The organism is Acetobacterium wieringae, from assembly GCF_001766835.1.
Taxonomy (GTDB): Bacteria; Bacillota; Clostridia; order Eubacteriales; family Eubacteriaceae; genus Acetobacterium; species Acetobacterium wieringae.
Genome location: NZ_LKEU01000029.1, coordinates 19883 through 38529 on the forward strand (window position 1 = coordinate 19883; position 18647 = coordinate 38529).

At 45.4% G+C, this 18647-nt stretch carries 19 protein-coding genes, 1 tRNA gene and 1 pseudogene; 15 read left to right on the top strand and 6 right to left on the bottom strand.

Annotated features, from left to right (window positions below):
- Window position 1 precedes the first annotated feature (1 nt).
- Complete coding sequence (hslO, locus tag ACWI_RS09085; protein WP_070371126.1) at window positions 2–886, bottom strand: Hsp33 family molecular chaperone HslO; 885 nt, start codon at window positions 884–886, stop codon at window positions 2–4.
- A gap of 31 nt (window positions 887–917) precedes the next feature.
- Window positions 918–1397: a 23S rRNA (pseudouridine(1915)-N(3))-methyltransferase RlmH gene (gene rlmH / locus ACWI_RS09090; protein ID WP_070371127.1), complete on the bottom strand. Its 480-nt coding sequence runs from the start codon at window positions 1395–1397 to the stop codon at window positions 918–920.
- A 192-nt stretch (window positions 1398–1589) separates the two neighbouring features.
- Here rlmH and ACWI_RS09095 point away from each other — a divergent pair.
- Window positions 1590–1666 (top strand) — tRNA-Pro (locus ACWI_RS09095).
- 61 nt (window positions 1667–1727) lie between these two features.
- On the opposite strand, the gene ACWI_RS09100 is transcribed toward ACWI_RS09095, so the two are convergent.
- Window positions 1728–3290, bottom strand: a complete 1563-nt coding sequence (locus tag ACWI_RS09100) for a sensor domain-containing protein (protein WP_070371128.1) — start codon at window positions 3288–3290, stop codon at window positions 1728–1730.
- Window positions 3291–3948: 658 nt separating this feature from the next.
- Between ACWI_RS09100 and ACWI_RS09105 the strand changes: the two genes are divergently transcribed.
- The 11 genes and pseudogenes from ACWI_RS09105 to ACWI_RS09155 all read left to right on the top strand — a co-directional run bounded on the left by ACWI_RS09105 (window position 3949) and on the right by ACWI_RS09155 (window position 14418).
- Complete coding sequence (locus ACWI_RS09105) at window positions 3949–4221, top strand: hypothetical protein (protein ID WP_070371129.1); 273 nt, start codon at window positions 3949–3951, stop codon at window positions 4219–4221.
- A gap of 42 nt (window positions 4222–4263) precedes the next feature.
- Window positions 4264–5091, top strand: coding sequence for a type I restriction endonuclease (locus tag ACWI_RS09110; protein ID WP_139142346.1), 828 nt, complete (start codon window positions 4264–4266; stop codon window positions 5089–5091).
- Window positions 5092–5254: 163 nt separating this feature from the next.
- Window positions 5255–6169, top strand: coding sequence for a HEPN domain-containing protein (locus ACWI_RS09115; RefSeq protein WP_242871601.1), 915 nt, complete (start codon window positions 5255–5257; stop codon window positions 6167–6169).
- A 105-nt stretch (window positions 6170–6274) separates the two neighbouring features.
- A pseudogene (locus ACWI_RS09120) lies at window positions 6275–6651 on the top strand (PH domain-containing protein).
- Window positions 6652–7218: 567 nt separating this feature from the next.
- A complete protein-coding gene (locus ACWI_RS09125; protein ID WP_070371131.1) occupies window positions 7219–8046 on the top strand; it encodes a 4Fe-4S binding protein in 828 nt (275 codons plus the stop codon).
- Window positions 8047–8288: 242 nt separating this feature from the next.
- Entirely contained in the window at window positions 8289–8858 is a 570-nt protein-coding gene (locus ACWI_RS09130) for a Crp/Fnr family transcriptional regulator (RefSeq protein ID WP_175440929.1), read from the top strand.
- 137 nt (window positions 8859–8995) lie between these two features.
- Window positions 8996–9847, top strand: coding sequence for an SDR family oxidoreductase (locus ACWI_RS09135; RefSeq protein WP_242871602.1), 852 nt, complete (start codon window positions 8996–8998; stop codon window positions 9845–9847).
- A 221-nt stretch (window positions 9848–10068) separates the two neighbouring features.
- Window positions 10069–11745: a MutS-related protein gene (locus ACWI_RS09140; RefSeq protein WP_070371134.1), complete on the top strand. Its 1677-nt coding sequence runs from the start codon at window positions 10069–10071 to the stop codon at window positions 11743–11745.
- A 38-nt stretch (window positions 11746–11783) separates the two neighbouring features.
- Window positions 11784–12173 carry a beta-sandwich lipoprotein gene (locus ACWI_RS09145; protein WP_070371228.1) on the top strand — a complete coding sequence of 130 codons (390 nt, stop codon included), beginning with the start codon at window positions 11784–11786 and terminating at the stop codon, window positions 12171–12173.
- Between the two features lie 118 nt (window positions 12174–12291).
- Complete coding sequence (locus ACWI_RS09150) at window positions 12292–13428, top strand: hypothetical protein (RefSeq protein ID WP_070371135.1); 1137 nt, start codon at window positions 12292–12294, stop codon at window positions 13426–13428.
- Between the two features lie 240 nt (window positions 13429–13668).
- Entirely contained in the window at window positions 13669–14418 is a 750-nt protein-coding gene (locus ACWI_RS09155; protein WP_070371136.1) for a SagB/ThcOx family dehydrogenase, read from the top strand.
- Between the two features lie 70 nt (window positions 14419–14488).
- Here ACWI_RS09155 and ACWI_RS09160 read toward each other — a convergent pair whose 3' ends face one another.
- Window positions 14489–14911, bottom strand: coding sequence for a hypothetical protein (locus tag ACWI_RS09160; RefSeq protein WP_070371137.1), 423 nt, complete (start codon window positions 14909–14911; stop codon window positions 14489–14491).
- Window positions 14908–15354 (bottom strand): LytTR family DNA-binding domain-containing protein, encoded by a 447-nt coding sequence (locus ACWI_RS09165; protein WP_070371138.1) that lies wholly within the window; start codon window positions 15352–15354, stop codon window positions 14908–14910. Before ACWI_RS09165 ends, ACWI_RS09160 begins: the two co-directional genes overlap by 4 nt.
- Before the next feature lie 367 nt (window positions 15355–15721).
- On the opposite strand from ACWI_RS09165, the gene ACWI_RS09170 reads away from it, so the two are divergent.
- Window positions 15722–16054, top strand: coding sequence for a hypothetical protein (locus tag ACWI_RS09170; protein ID WP_070371139.1), 333 nt, complete (start codon window positions 15722–15724; stop codon window positions 16052–16054).
- Between the two features lie 160 nt (window positions 16055–16214).
- Here the strand turns inward: ACWI_RS09170 and ybaK are convergent, their stop codons facing one another.
- A complete protein-coding gene (ybaK, locus tag ACWI_RS09175; protein WP_070371140.1) occupies window positions 16215–16700 on the bottom strand; it encodes a Cys-tRNA(Pro) deacylase in 486 nt (161 codons plus the stop codon).
- A gap of 156 nt (window positions 16701–16856) precedes the next feature.
- Between ybaK and ACWI_RS09180 the strand changes: the two genes are divergently transcribed.
- Window positions 16857–17888 (top strand): TPM domain-containing protein, encoded by a 1032-nt coding sequence (locus tag ACWI_RS09180; RefSeq protein WP_070371141.1) that lies wholly within the window; start codon window positions 16857–16859, stop codon window positions 17886–17888.
- Between the two features lie 25 nt (window positions 17889–17913).
- Window positions 17914–18591 carry a PspA/IM30 family protein gene (locus ACWI_RS09185; protein WP_070371142.1) on the top strand — a complete coding sequence of 226 codons (678 nt, stop codon included), beginning with the start codon at window positions 17914–17916 and terminating at the stop codon, window positions 18589–18591.
- Window positions 18592–18647 lie beyond the last annotated feature (56 nt).

Below are 18647 nucleotides of genomic sequence, written 5' to 3' on the forward strand. Positions count from 1 at the left end.
ATCAACCCTCTTTTTCTATGATGCGATCCAGGATGGACTGTAGGTCTTCGGGGGTAAAGAGATATTTTTCCTTACAAAAGTCACAGTTGATTTCGATATCTTCCTGATCTGCGATCATGTCGATTAGATCTTTTTTTCCAATCGATATCAGTGCTTTGGTAATACGCTGGCGGGAGCAATCACAAATAAACCGGGTGATTTCTGTTTTGGAAATCTTTAAGTTCAGGTGTTTAAACAGACCTTCCATAATTTCTTCCAGCGTTTTTCCTTCGTCAAGCTGTTTGGTCAAAGATGGGGTATCAGCTAGGGCTGCTTCCAGGGCATCAATCACGTCATCATCGGTATCCGGCATTAATTGAATAATAAATCCCCCAGCCTGTCGGACAGTGCCATCATCATTTAATAAAACGCCTAGGGAAACCGAGGTGGGAATTTGTTCAGATTGCGCATAATAATAAGTTAAATCTTCGGCCAGTTCACCGCTGACAAGTGGTGAATAACCAACATAAGGCTCTTTTAAACCGATATCTTTTAAAATGTTCAAGGCACCATCGCCAATGGCTTCTGAAACCGGCATGGGGGATTCCATGGTGTCAGAAAGATCACTGACATAGGGATAACCTTTGACATTGCCGCTGGCATCGGCGGTTACCAATAAGCCGCTGAGTGGGCCATCACTGGCGATTTTTAAAGTGATCAGTTCATCCGCATTTTTCATCATTGACCCCATCAGTGAACCGGCAGTCAATAATCGGCCCAATGCCTGGGTAACGACTGGGCTGGTGTGATGAAGCTTACGGGCGGTTTCGGCGAGTCCCTGTGTCGTTGCCGCAAAGACCCGAATCTGTCCGTTTCCGGCGGTGGCTTTTAGTATATAGTCCGGCATGTTTTACCTCTCAGTGTTTAAATTGAATTAGCTATTTATGATATGTTTCGCCACGGATTATCTTAAAGGAACGATAGATTTGCTCTAACAGCATCACTCGAAATAACTGGTGGGGAAATGTCATTTTAGAAAAGGAGCATTTCCATTGTGAACGACTGGTAATCTCAGGGGAAAGCCCGATGGAACCGCCAATGACAAAGGTGATTTGGCTTTTTCCCTGAATGCCATAGTTTTCGATTTTCCTGGCAAAAGTTGGTGAGTCCAGTTGATCGCCCTGTATTTCCAGGGTGGCCAGAATTTCATCATCTTTCAAATGAGAAAGAACTCGGCGTCCTTCACTGTCCACGGCTTTTTGGCGCTGAGCTTCGCTGGCGTTTTCTGGAATTTTCTCATCTTTAACTTCGATTAATTCCAGGCGACAATAGGCGCTTAGTCGTTTGGTGTATTCCTGAATAGCCTGGGTTAAATATTTTTCTTTTATTTTTCCAACAGCAATAACGCGAATATTCATTCAGATTAGAAACTGTAAACAACAAGAAGACTTAAAACAATAACGGCGACTAAAACCAATGCGCCAACACGATAGAGTGGGTTTCTTTTGTGCATGGTAGGGTTCCTCCTTAACATCGAAAAAATTTAAATTTATGATTGTGTTTTTATCTATTATAGTTTACAATATATGAGTCGGAAATGCAACATATTACGGGGTGTGGCTCAGCTTGGTAGAGCGCATGGTTCGGGACCATGAGGCCGGAGGTTCAAATCCTCTCACTCCGACCATTAAAAAACAGTTAAGACAGCTAGTGATGGCTGTCTTTTTTTGCGGGTTTGGTTTTATTGGCTACGTGTTGTACTGGTGCCGGTCTGGATTTGTGGTTTCCTGATCCGGTTCATAAATCTGATAATTATTTTTACCCTGTTTTTTGGCCTGATACATGGCCTTGTCGGCATGGCTTAACAGGGCTTCATGATTGATGCCGTGCTGGGGATAAAAGGCAATCCCGATGCTGGGGGTAACCAGTAGTGCTTTTTCCGTTAAGGGCTGACGCAGCGACTTAAGAATTTTTTCGGCCACTAATTCCACATCCCTTATATCTTCAAACTCCGGAACAATCAGGGTGAACTCATCACCACCCATTCTGGCGACGGTATCGCCTTTGCGCATGACTGTTTTGAGCTGTTCGGCGACGGCCTTTAAAACGTCGTCGCCAGTATCATGTCCATAGGTGTCATTAATTTCCTTGAAGCCGTCAAGATCCAGAAACATGACCGCCATCTGGCTCTGATAACGGGCGGCATTAGCCACGGCTATCATCAGTCGGTCATAAAAAAGGCTGCGATTGGACAACCCGGTCAGACTGTCATGATAGGCCAGGTATTTTGCTTTTTCTGATTCCTCCCGGCGCTTGGTGATATCTTCCTTCAAAACAACAAAATGATAAATTTGGCCATTTTCATCCAGTACCGGGGAGACGGAAATATTCTCCCAGTAACCCTCGCCATTCTTGCGCACATTAAAAGCTTCTCTACGCCAGACATTACCCGTCTGGACCTCATGAAGTAGTTCTTGATAATATTCCGCTGACGCTTGGTCTCTGGCATATAACATACTGACATTGTTGCCGATGACGTCATCCGGGGTATAACCGGTCAGCTCAACATATTTGGGATTAATGTATTCAATCTGCCCTTTATTATCACTGATGAGCACCGCCACCGGACTGTGCTCAATGACGTGATAATAGGTCTTAAGTTGATCCTGGGCTTTTTTATTAGCCGTGAAATCCTCAAGAATTCCCTGAACCCCGACGATGGCACCGGAAAAGCTGTGAAGCGGGGCACAATGCATCCGCATATAAACCTTTTTGCCCCATTTGGTGGTATAGAAAGTTTCGCAGGTGACGATTTCTCCGGTTTCCAGACTTTTTTTCAGACTGCCAGCGATACCGCATTCAACCAAGGGCCCGAAGGTAAACACATTGATCTGTTTGGTGGCTTGTGCGGAAGGCGATCCCAGTAGTTTCAGGGTAGCCGGATTGACGGTGGTGATGTTACCGTCGAGGTCACAGGTGATAATGCCTGCCGGTGAGTTTTCGACCAGAACCCGATAGCGGGCTTCACTTTCATCAATTTCACGGGTTAAAGCAGTTTTATCGATTTCACAGCTGTCAGGCTGGTCGTTGTCCTCCGGATTAGCGCTTTTTTGTTGTCGGTGCAGATAAACAGCGAGCACTGGCATAAACAGCACCATAAAACCAAGACCGTAAAAAATAGCAGGGTTGGCAACGTCAGAAAACAGGTTGCGGATTAAAAAATAGTCCAGGGCATTAATGGCCAGAGCAATCACGGTGATCCGGATCACGTTGGTGGATAACTTTGTGTTGGGTGCAGTGTCATTTTTCATCGGGCACCTCCTTTTTATTTCAGTCCGTTTGATCGTCTGCTGATAGGGTATAGTATACCCTAAAAAACCATCTTTATCAGAAAAAGGTTATGACGAGGGTGATTAATGGCAATCAGGTCTGGCATATTAAACCGGAAACGGTGGAATACAAATGGTTGAGTCAGCTGATGAAACTGTAAAAATGCGAGCTGTGCAAACGACAATCTTTTGATGCTCAATTTTTATAGGCCGGGCATCGTTCAGATTAAATGCCTCCGGGACGGCCGGGAACTGTAGTATGATTTGGCGGTAGCTGGTCATTAGCATCGTCTGAAAAATTGACACGACCGCAAAAATGGTCTGAATTAATTCTAGCACCGGGATGCTAAGAAATCGAATAAAAATGAACAACAGTTAACAACTGAATAAAGAAGTAATGATAATAAAACATTCTGAGTTAAGAAACACTAGCCGCGTCAGTGTGTTTGAAGTAATAAAAAACAGCGATGTCAGGTCGCTGTTTTTTTGTTGGCCCGTTTTTATTCATTCGTTATCCAAGTGGGGGCCGGATCGTCTTTTTGTTTTATAATCTTTCATTACCGGCAATTAAATGATACAATAATTCCAAGCATTACATCTAAATAAAGATGACTCAATCAAACAACTGATGGGATGTTTTATGAAATTAAATTATGCATTTTTAAACGATCGTTTTCCAGAACTGGCCATCCTGGGTAGCCTGGCCGAAGGTTACCTCCACACCGACAGTAATACCTGCCTGATCAAACTGGAACTGTTCGGCGAAACCATGGTCAATCTGATGTTGGATTTTGACAATGTCACGCCCCCGGAGCTCGAAAACACCCATGCCAATCGCCTCAAAGTCCTGAAACGGGAAGGGCTGATTTCACCGGAAATTGACGATGTTTTCTATACCCTGCGTAAAGCCTGAAACCGGGCGGTCCATGAGGACTACGGCAGCAGTGACAAGGCGGTGATCTTATTGGAAATGGCCTGGCAACTGGGTGTCTGGTTTATGCAGGTCTACGGCGACTGGGGCTATCAGCCCGTTGTTTTTGCGTTGCCAGAACCCCGGAAAATTGTCAAGGAACGACTCTATACCGGAAATAGCCAAGCCAGTCGGAGGGCTTATGAAAAACAGGAAGCGGCTGAAACAGAGACTCTTAAAAAAGCGCTGGCCGAAAAAGAAGCCCTGATCGCCCAACTGCAAAGCATTGTTGAAAAACACTTTTCTGTTACCCCGGCCACCCTTCCGCAACGGGCCAAACAGGCCAAAACCGCAGCAGATCATCTTAAGCTCAGCGAAGCCCAGACCCGATACCTGATCGACAGCCAGCTCCGCAAAGTCGGCTGGGAGGCGGACACCGTCAGTCTCACCTATGCCAGTGGCGCCCGCCCCGAAAAGGGCAAAGCCCGGGCCATTGCCGAGTGGCCCACCGACTCCACCGTCAGAAAAAGCGGCTATGCCGACTACGCCCTGTTTGTCGGCACCAAACTGGTCGGTATGATTGAAGCCAAACGCTCCGCCATCTACAGCTCCTCGGTGATCGACTACCAGTGCAAGTCCTACGCCCAAACCGTCCGGGAAGCCGACGCCCCCTACATCATCGGCAACTGGAACGGCTACAAGGCGCCCTTGCTCTTTGCCACCAACGGCCGCAAATACTTAAAACAACTCGAAACCAAATCCGGCATCTGGTTCCGGGACGTCCGCAGTGATGCCAACATCCCCAAGGAGCTGCAGGTCTGGATTAGCCCCACCGGCAGTTTAGTTGATTTGCTGATAGATTATTATTTTTAGCTTTCGAAAGGATAAAAATGAATATATTTTTGAATAGACTAGATAACTAAATATTGGCGAAAGGAGCTTTGAATTTATACCTGTTGATATTAAAAAAGATATCAATATTGAGGGAGCTATAATTGGAACAAATGTAGAATTTATTATTAATAATATGAATGTAATGGATTTGATAAAAAAGACAAACTTAAAAAATCAAATTGGTGTGAATATGTATAATGCATTATTAAGAAAACCAATGATGGTTTGTTTTATGCCAACTATTGAAGAAGAATTTACATGGTCAAAAAATGAATGTGATGAAAAATATGGCATCAAAGCAATACATTTAAATAATTTTGCACAAACATTTTCTATAGGAAGTTGGTTTATAAAAGATTCTTGTATTTCGACTACGAAAATTTATTGGCTTAATCTGTTTAGTGCTTATAATTCACAGTCTGATAGGGAAATGGCAGTAACTTTAAGTAATGGTTCTATAGCAGAGACATTTTTAACAGCTGATGAAGTAAAAGAGGCAATTGAAAGAATGTATGAAGTGTATAGCTGTCTGCTACCGGATGAATCAAAAATGGTACATATCAATTGTACGAGCAGTGAGGGTACAACAGTATGGGAAATTGACAAAGCAATTAGTAAGGAAGGAAATAGTTATTCAAGGGCCCTAATACTGTTACAAGAGGCAAGAAGGACAGGCGTGATAACAAGTAAGATTGATAAATATTGCTCAATTTTAGAATGCCTGTATGCGATAAATAAACAGCACAAAACAAATATATCATATATTAAAGCAGTTTATATTGGTAAGAATAATGAGGAAAGAGAAAAAATTATTAATTATATGAAAGAAGCATACGGGGTACGTTCGGATTGTTCCCACGGTGACAATTTAAAATATTTAAAAGAAAATAATTATGAAAGTTTAAAAAACTTATCAAGTATTGTAGATGATTATGTACGAAGAGTTTTTAGGAAAATTATCTCTGAAAAAAAATTGAATTATGACCTTACACCTGAAAAAAAAGCAAATACTCGAAAATATTTTCAAACATTAAAACAAAGTATTTATCCCGATTGAAAACTTTGGAAAGCCCCCGTGTCAGGCACCACTTAAATTTGCTATAAACGCATAGTTAACGATTATAAAGCAGAAAAATTGAATCAAACAAAAGAGGAGAAAAAAATGGCAGAAACAAGTCTAATTTTATCATGGACCTTCATTTCGGAGTGTCCGATTCCCCAAGATGTCCAGGAATTGCTGGTTGAAGGTGAACAAGCTGTCGCTGCATATAAGACAATCAGAGATAGTGCGGTTTTTACCAACAACGTTTAATTGTCAGAGATGCGCAGGGTTTGAGCGGTAAAAAGGTAGAAGTATACTCCCTGCCATACTCAGCGATTAATATGTGGTCGACCGAAAATGCCGGTAAGCTACTCGATTTAAATGCCGAAGTTGAACTATGGACACGTGCCGGTCACATTAAGGTCAATTTGCGAAAAGGCGTCGACATCAGAAAATTCGATCGCTTAATCGCCGATGCCGTTTTAAATAATCATTAAGAAGCCCTGGTGCTAGGAATCATTTGAAGATGAAAGTCGAGTAGAATTTTTTTCAAGTCAATCGATTTTTTTTGTGGTCATGAAAAAACAAACGGTTGATGAGAAAGAAGATTTTAATGATGCGCAGAAACGAGCGGATAAAGAGCGAATATGAGTGGTTAATGAGCGAATTAAAAATTAATCGTTGAATACCTGATGAAAAATAGAAAAATAGTCAATCAGGAGGCAAGTTCATTAACCGGGTTATCACTGGCCCAGGCAAGACGGCTGCTTGTTTCAGTACAGCAAAACAAATTATCGAGACCGTTGGAAAAAGCAGAGGTCGATTTTATAAATTGCTAAGTCAGTGATTTTAAATATCGTTAATAACGAAAAAGAGGGAGATGTTATGTGTTTATCAGTAAACTTAGAGCATCTGGCATCAGCCACCCGGTACCCAGTTGCAACTTAACTGAGGCGTAATGATCCGGACATTCCGGTATTATTCGTATTCTTATTGATTTTGAAGGAGCTAACAATGTTTTCACGAACTTGGCATGACATGATGCCGCTTAAAAGGAGGCAGCAGTGCAGTTCAAATTAATCTATATTTCACCAAATGGCACCACTGAAAAAACCACTCAGGTGCTTAAAAATATCATTGAAAAAGACGGACATGCGGTCGAACACATCAATTTAGGCCGCGGCGAGTACCGGCAAGATTTCGGACCGATTCTGGAAACCATCAATGCGGCCGATATCGTCGGATTTGGCGCCCCGGCCTATCATATGGATATGCTCGAACCGATGAAAATGTTTTTACAGGCGCTGCAGTCGGCCGGGCAGACCTATCAGTTCAGGGCATTTTTGTATTTGAACTATGGCGGGATCACCTCGGGGAAGGCTTTTTCCAATACGGCACAAGTATTGGAAGCCCTGAATATTCCCGTGATCGGCGCCATGAAGGTGACGGCGCCGCATTTTCATCACCCCGATCCGTTTCCGACAAAAACCACCGAAGCCTTAATCGGTGATTTTTATGAAGCGATAAAGGCCAAGGATTTTGCACCGATTGCCAACGATCGCCAGAAAGAGCTATTTGCGGTTCGGAAAAAACGGGTCGACTTGCTCTATCCGCTGGTTCACATTATCGGCAAAAAACGGGAACTGCCCATCACCATTAAAGCCGATCGCTGCAAAAGCTGCGGAAAATGTGTCAAAGAATGCCCGGTGGGCGCCATCCGGCTGGATGATGCCGTAACGATTGAAGGCGCTAAATGCATTCATTGTTATCACTGCTCAGTGGCCTGTAAATTGGGTGCGGTGGCAGTGCCCGTTGAAAAACTCGATACGATGATTAAATTGAACAAGCGCATCATCGGGATGGAAAGTCCGCTAAACGCAATCTATTATTGATGTTAAGCGCAAAGGCTGCCGGTCGGGTCAGGCTTGCAGGGTGAGCCGCCAGCGGCAATCAGCAGAGAAGAACAACCGGATCTAGCAGTAAAATATCGGGTGTACCTAAACATCTTTCTGATAGTGTATACCCTGGTGTCAGACATGCTTAACTTAAATCAAAAATAAATAATAGCTTTGAAAGGAAGAACAAATGAAAGTATTATTGATCAACAGAAGTCCCCATGAAAAAGGTGGAAAAAATGGCAAATGCAATCAATCTGCCTGACTATCTGAACCAGCAAGGGTTTGACCCTGACCTGATTCAGGCCATGACTCCGCTGTTTCGCGTGCGGGATTATCAGAAAGGTGAAATTCTGCTTCCGCAGGGCGAAAACACAAAAGTTGTCTGTCTGATTCTGCAGGGGGTCGTGCGGGGTTTTTACCTCGATGCAGCGGGTGCAGACATCACCAAATGCTTTTCCCAGACAGGCGACTGGTGCTGCATTTACAATCTGCTGGACGATGGGCCATCCGAATATGGGATTGAAGCACTTGCAGACTGTCAGGTGGCGCAGATTAGCGTCCCGGTGCTGCGTCAGGCGTTTGATGAAGCGCCGGTACTGCGGGATTTGTATGAAAAATTATTCCGCCAGGCTTTTATTATCAGTGATGAAAAGGGGCTGGCTTTCCAGCGGCTGCCGGCCAAAGAACGCTATCTTGAATTTGTCGCCAACTATCCCGATTTGGCCGGACAGATCCGGCAGGAATACATCGCCTCCTACATCGGCGTCACCCCGAGTTCTTTAAGCCGCATCAAACGGGAGCTGTAAGTCGGCAGCCCGGTTCGTGGCCAATTCTGTACCGATCAGTTGTCGGTACTGGGGAGCACTTTTCTAAATACCGAGTTGTCATTTGGCAATGACAGTTCTGTTTGTTTTTGCTAAGCTAGTCTAAAACAAATTGGACGATGGCAAAACTCACCAACGTTTTGCCATCGCCGATAGAACAGGAAGTGAAAACAATGGTAGGAAAAGTCGTTTTAATTACCGGGTGTTCGTCCGGGGTCGGGCGGGAACTGTGCCGGACCTTGACCGAAAAAGGCGATCGGGTGGTCGCGACCGCCCGATCGCTTGAGCGTCTGGAGGGGGTCTCGGCGGCGCTGAAAGTTGCGCTGGATGTCACTGATCAGGATTCCATCAAGCAGGCGATAGCCGCCGTTATGAATGCGTACGGCCGGATTGATGTGCTTGTCAACAACGCCGGCTATTCGGTCCGGTCCGCCGTCGAGGAGATTGACCTGGAGGAACTGGCGCATCTGTTTGATGTTAATGTTTACGGCATCGTGCGGATGATTCAGGCCGTGGCGCCCATCATGCGACAGCAAGGGGCTGGCAAGATCATCAACATCGGTTCGGTGTCCGGCCGGCTGACGGGGCTGGTCAATGGTGGTTACTGCGCCTCGAAGCACGCCGTGGAAGCCATCAGTGATGCTGCGCGACTGGAGCTGCAGGGCTTTGGGATTCAGGTGTCGGTACTTGAACCCGGCGCTATGGACACCGACTTTTTCCGGACGCTGTCGCAAAATTCGGATGAACGTATGCAAAACAGCCAGTCCCCGTACCATCCTTTTTACCAGCGCGATCTGGCTTTTCGCAAAAAACAGAAACGTGCCGATCTTAGCAAAGCTACGGGGGAGATCGACGCGATTCTGGCCAGGAAAAGGCTCAAAGGCCGCTATCCGGTGGCATTGCCGTTTGTTTTTTCGTTGCTGCTGGCGCTGCCGGAACGGCTTCGGGAATGGCTGATGCTGCGGGTTTAGGGCGTGGTTTTGGTAATTGAGGGTAGCCAGGCACACTTATCTTATAAAACAACTGACAATGAGCATCGGGGAAGGAATCCATCGGGTCAGCAGCGCTGCTTAATCTCGTGATGAAGAATCAAATTTGACATTACCCCCCTGAAAGCGTATAGTTAACGCATGTTTTTCAGGTGGCTATGCAAGCAAATTGCGATTCACAGACCTGAAGATAAAGGAGTTTAATGGAAATACTATTTTTTATCATCATTGGCGTAATCTCCATTGTTGTTTTCGGGCTGGTCTCCAGTCGCCGAGCCCGCCAGCTCTTTCGTCAGCGTTTAGCAAACGAATTCGGCAAGGCCCCCACCAGTTTTAATCCCGATATCTGGGGCAGCGTGTCGGATTATTGGGATCGTAAATTAAAATACGAACAGATTGATGGGGTCATTGATGAACTGACCTGGAGCGATTTGGATATGGATGACGTCTTTAAACGGCTGGATACCTGTTTGACCTCGGTGGGCGACGAGTACCTCTATGCCACCCTGCATCAACCGCTGTGGACCGATAAACCCCTTAAAGACCGGGAGCAATACATCACCTACTTTGCCACCCATCCCCGGGAACGGCTGGAAATCCAGATGATCCTGTCCCGCCTGGGAAAAGCCAGCTATAATGACGTCACCGCCCTGATTTTTGAAAGTCAGCTAAAAGCCCTGAAAAATCCCCGGATCTATACCATTCTGGCAATGCTGCCGCTTTTCGGTCTGGGGCTTTGTCTGTTTAATCTGTCGGTGGGACCTGCGGCTCTGGTGGGGTCACTGCTGGTTAATGGCGTGGTCTATTATTATTTCAAGAAAGAAATCGCCAAAAACTTATTGACCATCCATTATTTTTCGGCCATCCTCCGCTGTGCCAACCGACTGCTGGATTTTGAAAAAACCGCCGAACTCAGCGAAATAATGGCCGCCATCCGCCAGGACGCCAGCCCGTTTAAAGCGCTGGCCGGCAAGCTTTCCGGCGTGATGATGGGGGGCACCTCGGATCTTGATCTGCTGCTGGACTATCTGAAAATTATCACCCTCTATGACTTCCGCACCTATAATAAAGCCATTGCCTTGGTGTCAAAAAACAGTGCGGCGTTTCATCGCCTTTATCAGCACATCGGCGAACTGGATCTGGCCATTGCCCTGGCGTCATTCCGGGAAAGTCTGCCCGGCACGGTTACCCCGGTGTTTACCAAAGACTTTAGCGTGGCCGCCACCGGCATATACCATCCCCTGTTGGATGACCCCATCGCCAATGATATTGAGCTGACTCAAAACAGCCTGATTACCGGGTCCAACGCTTCGGGCAAATCGACCTTTGTCAAGGCCCTGGCGATTAACAGCATTTTTGCCCAGACAATTTATACCTGCACCGCCAGCAGTTTTGCCATGGCCCATTGTTTACCGGTGACTTCCATGGCGGTGAAGGATGACATTTTAGCCGGGGACAGTTATTTTATGGCGGAAATAAAATCCCTCAAACGCACCCTGGATCAGGTCGATCGCTACCCTTGCCTCTGCTTTGTTGACGAGATTTTAAAAGGCACCAACACCATCGAGCGGATCGCCGCTTCATCGGCCATTCTTGATTATTTGGATCAAAAGAACTGCCTGTGCCTGATTGCCACCCATGATATCGAACTCACCAATATTCTGGCCGCCCGTTACGCCAATTATCACTTTCAGGAAACCATCACCGATGACAGCATCAGCTTTGATTATCAATTGCATCCCGGCCCGGCCCGGACCAAAAATGCCATTGCCCTGTTAAATTATTTGGATTTTGATCAGCAGATCATTACAAATGCGCACACCCTGGTGAACCACTTTACCGATACCGAAAAATGGCCGCTGCTTGGCCAGCCCCAGTAGCCGGTTTGATAAAAGAAACAGATGAAAGGACCATGATGATGAAAAAAACAGCAGTATTTATTGCCCTACTTGGTTTATTAATGCTTACCGGCTGCGAAAGCGAAGCGGAAAAAGTTTCGTATAACCTTTCCCAACAGGCCGACAATTTCAATGTGATCCGGCAGTTGACAGTGATCAATTGCATTGAGGGGGACGTCTTATTTCAAATGACCGGAAAGATGTCAATCACCGCCGACACGGCCGACAATCAGCTGGAAGTGATTGTCGAAGATGAAGACGGCAGTTATAAAAAGCATTTTATCGGATTAAGCGACAACGTGACCTATGTGGTGGAAGATCTCGGCGGCAACGATGTTTCCAAGTATAAATACACCCTCAATTACAACCCGAAAATGTGGATTCCGGCAGAAATAAAAACGATTGATTAGTACAATTCTGATGGCGGCCATGGCCTTTCTCAGCACCAATATCGATGACGTGTTCATCCTGAAAAAAATAGCACACTGACATAATAATCCATACGCAATGGCGCAGGAGGTCAACTGATTGACAACGATCAGCGGATCTTCTGTTTTTTGCAGCCGTTGGGACTCCCTTGGTAACTTTGAGGTCATCGACATTCCTGAAGGGCAACCCATTATTCTGAGTGGGGCTTTTAAAGATGTATTGGTTCAAGCGCCGGATATCAATCTTGAGCTGGCTCCGGGAACAACGGTTATGCGGTTGATTGCGGGTATCGATGACACTCAGAAAAGTGCTTCAGGCTTAGTCGTTTCCGGTGATAGTTTTATTGATCGTTTTGAGGTTAATGAATTTTCTGATAATGTCTCCGTTGGTCAAAACGTTAGTATATTGCATGCCATTATCGAAGGCGATAATGCCCGGTTTAATGGCAACGTCACTGGTGCCAACATTACTGGTGATAATGCTGGTTTCAGGAATCCACCCCTTGGTTACACAGGAAATCCGCCGGTGATTATCAATCCACCAGCGCCACCAGCAATGCAGGCTGATGCAGGAGCGGCAAAAGGAGCAGGCAAGTTCTTTGTTGTCAGTGCTGCGGGCGCGGATAGTACCAAAACGAAATTGACATTTACTTATGGTACCGACTTTGGCGGCATTTTAGAGTACGCAATCGTGGCAGACGGTGCGGCATCTTCGACAGGTAGTTGGGCAGACGTACCATCAACAGGCGTACAGTCAGGTGATATCACAGCTACGGCAACAGGCGATCTGTATGTACGAATCAAAGCTGAGGCAGGCGTAAGCAATGCATCGGCACCAGTGAAAGCATTGGATGTATTAGCCGTAGGCATGACAACACCTGGAAGTTCAAGTGCTGAGTTGATTATTTCTGGCCAGTCGAGCACAACACTGGACTATGTAGTTGTCATGGATGATCTGGGTTCATTTGGGGAAACCGGAGAGTTAAATGATCCCATACTTTTAGAAGTTTCGATTAATACGCCGCAAGTAACTGGTGTCCCATTTAATCCAATTACCGATAATGCTTCTTCAGTTACGGTTAGTGTCAATGATGGAACCAGTACCCCTGATGATAATAGTTTTCAAGGTTTGTATGGCAGTAATGTTCAATTTTTAGGCAATCATTATTTATGGGTAAAAGTTGTCTCGGAAAATTTAAGTACTACAAAATATTATAAAATTTTTGTTCAATTTTAGGTTTTAACCTGAAATAATTTAATCTTTCTCAAAGAAAAAGTTCGATCCATGGTAATCAAAGCCGGATTGAACTTTTTTATGCCAGCGCATCCCAACTCAACCTGAAAAAATAAAATAAACTTATAAATTATTGTTTATCCCCAGCAATAAAGCTTATATAATAAGCAATCCTCAATTTGTTATCTTATCAGATAAATTGTTAAACCAATTATCCCTCAAAATAGGAAAGGCAGGAAAGATATGAAACCTGAAAACAAAAGCACCTTAAAATACTTCTTAAAAGATGATATCCGTCAGGAAACCGATTTTCGCAGCACCGACCAGAACAGCGGGATACCGATGCCACCAATTGAAAAACCAGTGCCACCGGATGCCCGGACAATCCCCCTGCCTGAACCCGAGGCCCTTGAAATCGGCCCAATAGCCTTTAAAGAAGCCATTGCACACCGGGAATCCCGGCGGAAATTTACAGCTCAGCCCCTATCTCTGGACGAATTGTCATTTCTGCTCTGGTCTACCCAGGGGGTTCGGGAGTGGCGTCAGAAAAATGCCCTGCGAACGGTGCCCTCAGCCGGAAACCGGCATGCCCTGGAGACGTATCTGGTAGTATTTCATGTCACCGGCCTGGAGCCGGGGATTTATCGCTACCTGCCCTCCCGGCATCAACTGGTGTTGGAATCAACACCGGATCATCTTAAAGACCGGATGATTGATGCGGCTCTTAATCAGTATTTTGTCGGTTCCGGAGCGGTTACCTTTATCTGGACAACCATTCCCTATCGAATGGAATGGCGTTATGCCGAGGCCTCCTACAAGGTCATCGCTCTGGATGCCGGACACGTTTGTCAAAATCTCTATCTGACCTGTGAAGTCATCGGCGCCGGAACCTGTGCCATTGCCGCCTATAATCAGCAACGAGCCGATTCGTTGCTTAATCTTGATGGTGATCAGGAGTTTGTCATTTATATGGCGCCGGTGGGCAAAATTTAATACCGCCAAATTCATTTTGAGCACATTATCGACGACTATTTAGACGCTAATCTTAAGGGTTGAAGCCGACTTACGCCTGCTTGTTTTTGACCAGGTCATTGAGTTGTGCGGCTTTTCGGTTGACATCGATTTTGGCATAGACATAAAAAGCGAGGGTGTGCAGAAGCAGCGAAAGCAGGGTCATGCCGGGAATCCAGGGGGCAATGAAATAAAACATGTCGGTAGAGAACAGCCATACAGCGGTTAAGCCGCCGACAATGTTCAAAACGGAAGTAATCAGAATATTGACGACCGGTTTTAAGGTCAGATAGTTCCACAAACCGCTGTAAACAACACCAAACAGTAGGGCGCAAATGGCAGCAATGCCGATTAAATTCCACAGATAATTCAAAGCGACGGTTTGGCCGTTGAAGAAGATCGTCAACAGCAGGGTGACCCACACCAGGGTAACGGAAAATACCTGGAAGAACGATTGACTTAAATTTTTGATCATGATAGTGACCTCCTGAAATTATTAATGTAATGACGGCTGATAAAATAGGTGGAACCGTCACTTAAGGTTAGTTCGATGCGGGCGTTTGTGGTGGGGACAAATTGTTTAACCGCTTTGCTGTTAATGATGGTTTGATTGTTGATCCGGATAAAGCCGTGGTTAATAAAATCCGCTTCGGCATACTTGAGCCGCTTGGGGTAGAGATAGATCTCGCCGGTTGTCAGGCGCAAATTGCACATCCGTTCCTCGGATTCGACAATCAGGATGGTTCCAATCGGCACCTGGATATTCCGGCTGTTGCGTGGATTAATGGCGGTGATGTTTTTTTCAGTCATCACAACAGCCCGTTCAAGTTGCTGCTTGATCAATGTGTCCTGAGGATGCGTCACAATCAGCGCCGTTTCTTTGGTGATGCTGGCATCCGTTTTAAATATCAGTTTCATGCGTTTCCCTCCTACACGCTTTATACTAAAGCATTTATTTGCCAAAAACCAGTTTTTTTCGTTTTGTTGCACAATCGGTGCACTTTCCTGCAAAAGCTCTGGTTTTAGCTGCCAGAAGCCGAGCTGGCAGCCAACAAGGCATTGTAATTAAAACAAGGGGAACGTTTTGATTGTCTGAAACAAAGAAATCAGAATGCTCTTAATGAGACAATTTCTTAACAGGTGACAAGTACAGCCTCCAGAAAAATTAATAATCGAAGTAAAATAATTTAAATTCCTGTTTATTCCTGGCAATAATGCTCATATAATAAGCAATTGATTAAATTTATTTGATAGGAAAGATCGCAACCTGATGGGAGACTGGTTTATGAATATAACGTTGAAAGAATTGATTACATCTTTTACTAAATCAATTGATCTGTACAATTATCTGCTTAAGAACCATCACCGCCGAACGGCCATTGCCGCTTTTCATATTGGCGTTGAGATGGGGTTATCAGCGGACCGGATTATTCAGATCCTCCAGGATGAATTTCTAACGAAGCATGGGGAACCGGTGTATCAAGTGATTCTGAATCACTTGGATGAGCTTGAAACGATCTGCAAAGCATCGGTTCAAGATGGGATTGCCCGTTTCCATTGTTATCAAAACTTAGCGGATACACAGGAACAACTCATAAAAGAAAGGGTAAATCGATGAAGTAAGAAACTAGATCCAGCTTAAAATTTTCTGATAAGATGATAGTTATCAGCAAACCAATTTTAAAAGCACCGATAAAAACATCGGCGTATCATCGCCACCGATTGAATAATCAGCGCAGTTGAACGTCCGAAAAATATCCTTTAAAACATATTGCGGTTTAGGATGTAATAATATCCCCATAAACAGCCGCTGCCGCAGTGCAGAAATCATCGGGGCGCAACTGAATCTGCAATCCGATTTTTCCACCGCTGATGTAGATGGTGTCCAGCTCTTTGGCGGTGTCGTTAATGACGGTTTTAAACTGTTTTTTCATGCCAATGGCGGTACAGCCACCCCGGACATAGCCGGTGATCGCAGTCAGGTCTTTTAAATGAATCATTGCCACCGCTTTTTCGCCAACCGCTTTGGCGGCTTTCTTCATATCCAGCTCCTTATCGATGGGGATCACAAAAACAAAATAATTCTTGCTCTTTCCTTCCGTCACCAGGGTCTTATAGACCTGTTCATAAGGCAGCTTCAGCAGATCGGCAGTCTGCAAGCCGTCGACAAATTCATGGCATTCATAACTTTGGTGGGTATAGTCAATTTTTAATTTATCCAAAATGCGCATGGCATTGGTTTTCACTTCTTTTTGTTTTGCCATTGGTGTTTTTTCTCCTTGGTAAAGCTTTTTTATCTGTTTATTTTATCAGAAAATGATCGTTAGTGCTTCTTTTTTTGCAACGTTCAATGATGAATGAAAGGTCGCATTTGGGGTAGAAAGCCATTGTAACAATGCGCAAATAAATGGAGGGGTATCATGGGAAGAAGTGGCGGTTCAGGCGGCCGCAGCAGTGGCGGTTCAGGTGGCGGGAGCCGCAGTAGCGGTGGTCGCAGCGGTGGCATCGGGAGCAGTCACCGCAGTGGTGGCGGTGGTTCCTGGGGGTCATTTGGCAGTTCCGGGGGCAGTTCGGGGAGTAGATTGTTTGGCAGTGGCACCAGAATGAGTTCAGGGGGTACTCCCGGGGGTGGCAATCACGACGGCGGCAGCGGCGGACCGGTGGGCTGTGGCTGCGGTTTTATCATTATTCTACTGATTGTGCTGATTCTGGTGCTGATTATCGGGGCTTTCGTGGCATCCGTCATAACAGGTCCCGCAGAAGTCACTAAATCAACCATCAATCGGCAGCCACTGCCAGCGGGTTCGGTCAACGAAACGGAATATTATCGCGACGAATTGGGATGGATTAAAAATCAGACAAAAATGGAGGAAGGGCTAAAATACTTTTATCAGAAAACCGGGGTACAACCGTATGTGGTGATAATTGATAACATCAATGGTTCGTATCACCCCACCGAAAGTGAGTTGGACAGTTATGCAAATGCTCTTTATGATCAGTTGTTTACGGATGAAGCCCATCTGCTCTTTGTATTTTATGAGTATAATGATTTTTACATGGATCGTTATGTGGCCGGTACTCAGGCCAAAACAGTTATCGATCGGGAGGCGGCTGATATCTTGCTGGATTACATTGACCGCAATTATTACGACAGCAATCTCACTGACGAGGAGTTCTTCAGTAACGCCTTCCGAGATGCGGCTGACCGGATCATGACCGTTACCAGGTCACCATGGATCGCAGCCATGACGACCATTGGAATTGTATTTGCAGTGGTAATATTAGCCATTCTGTTATTCGTCTGGTGGCGCCATGCCAAAAAGCAGAAGAATCTCGAGGATAAGCGTACCGCCGAAATACTGAGTACCCCGCTGGAAAAATTTGACGATGTGGAAATTGAAGATTTGGCGAAGAAATATCAGGATAATCCGTCCGATCAGGATAAAAACTGATTAGAAAATTCAAAGGAGGAAAAAAATGGCAATTTTAGAACGATTCGGTGATATTATCCGGGCCAACATTAACGATCTTCTGGATCAGATGGAAGATCCGGCGAAGATGATTGATCAGTATTTAATTGATCTGCTCGAGGATTTGGCCGAAGTGAAGCGAAGTACTGCTGAAGTAATGGGCGAAGAAACCCGTACGAAACGGTTGCTCGACAATAACAAGGCTGAGGTGGAAAAGTATGCCGAGTTGGCCAAAAAAGCGCTGGTGGCTGGGAACGAGGGCGATGCCCGGATCTTTCTCGCAAAAAAACAGGAACTGAAAAACCGTGATGCTGAACTGCTGGATATCTATGCCGCAGCTCATGAAAATGCCATGAAGATGCGACAGATGCATGATAAACTGGCTTCCGATATCCAAACCCTGCAGGCCCGTCGAACCATGATCAAGTCCAAGGTGTCGATTGCCAAAACCCAGGAAATCATCAATCAAGCCAGCAGCTCAGCCAATCAAACCGAGGATGCCATGGATGCCTTTACCCGAATGGAAGAAAAGGCCGACCGGATGCTGGATGAGGCCAATGCCATGGCCGAACTGAACATTGAACCGATTGACCCCGCCGAAGCGCTGGAAGAAAAGTATGGTAACGGCGGAAATGCGTCGGTGGATGAGGAATTAGCTAAACTCAAACAAGAGTTGGGGTTGTAGCAAAAAAAGTAAAAAGGTCAGACGCGAATGATCATCATTCGCGTCTGGCTTTTTTA

Coding starts and splice junctions, on each gene's coding strand:
- hslO (WP_070371126.1), bottom strand. CDS start 886: ATGCCGGACTATATACTAAAAGCCACCGCCGGAAACGGACAGATTCGG.
- rlmH (WP_070371127.1), bottom strand. CDS start 1,397: ATGAATATTCGCGTTATTGCTGTTGGAAAAATAAAAGAAAAATATTTA.
- ACWI_RS09100 (WP_070371128.1), bottom strand. CDS start 3,290: ATGAAAAATGACACTGCACCCAACACAAAGTTATCCACCAACGTGATC.
- ACWI_RS09105 (WP_070371129.1), top strand. CDS start 3,949: ATGAAATTAAATTATGCATTTTTAAACGATCGTTTTCCAGAACTGGCC.
- ACWI_RS09115 (WP_242871601.1), top strand. CDS start 5,255: ATGGATTTGATAAAAAAGACAAACTTAAAAAATCAAATTGGTGTGAAT.
- ACWI_RS09130 (WP_175440929.1), top strand. CDS start 8,289: ATGGCAAATGCAATCAATCTGCCTGACTATCTGAACCAGCAAGGGTTT.
- ACWI_RS09135 (WP_242871602.1), top strand. CDS start 8,996: ATGGCAAAACTCACCAACGTTTTGCCATCGCCGATAGAACAGGAAGTG.
- ACWI_RS09140 (WP_070371134.1), top strand. CDS start 10,069: ATGGAAATACTATTTTTTATCATCATTGGCGTAATCTCCATTGTTGTT.
- ACWI_RS09145 (WP_070371228.1), top strand. CDS start 11,784: ATGAAAAAAACAGCAGTATTTATTGCCCTACTTGGTTTATTAATGCTT.
- ACWI_RS09155 (WP_070371136.1), top strand. CDS start 13,669: ATGAAACCTGAAAACAAAAGCACCTTAAAATACTTCTTAAAAGATGAT.
- ACWI_RS09160 (WP_070371137.1), bottom strand. CDS start 14,911: ATGATCAAAAATTTAAGTCAATCGTTCTTCCAGGTATTTTCCGTTACC.
- ACWI_RS09165 (WP_070371138.1), bottom strand. CDS start 15,354: ATGAAACTGATATTTAAAACGGATGCCAGCATCACCAAAGAAACGGCG.
- ACWI_RS09170 (WP_070371139.1), top strand. CDS start 15,722: ATGAATATAACGTTGAAAGAATTGATTACATCTTTTACTAAATCAATT.
- ybaK (WP_070371140.1), bottom strand. CDS start 16,700: ATGGCAAAACAAAAAGAAGTGAAAACCAATGCCATGCGCATTTTGGAT.
- ACWI_RS09180 (WP_070371141.1), top strand. CDS start 16,857: ATGGGAAGAAGTGGCGGTTCAGGCGGCCGCAGCAGTGGCGGTTCAGGT.
- ACWI_RS09185 (WP_070371142.1), top strand. CDS start 17,914: ATGGCAATTTTAGAACGATTCGGTGATATTATCCGGGCCAACATTAAC.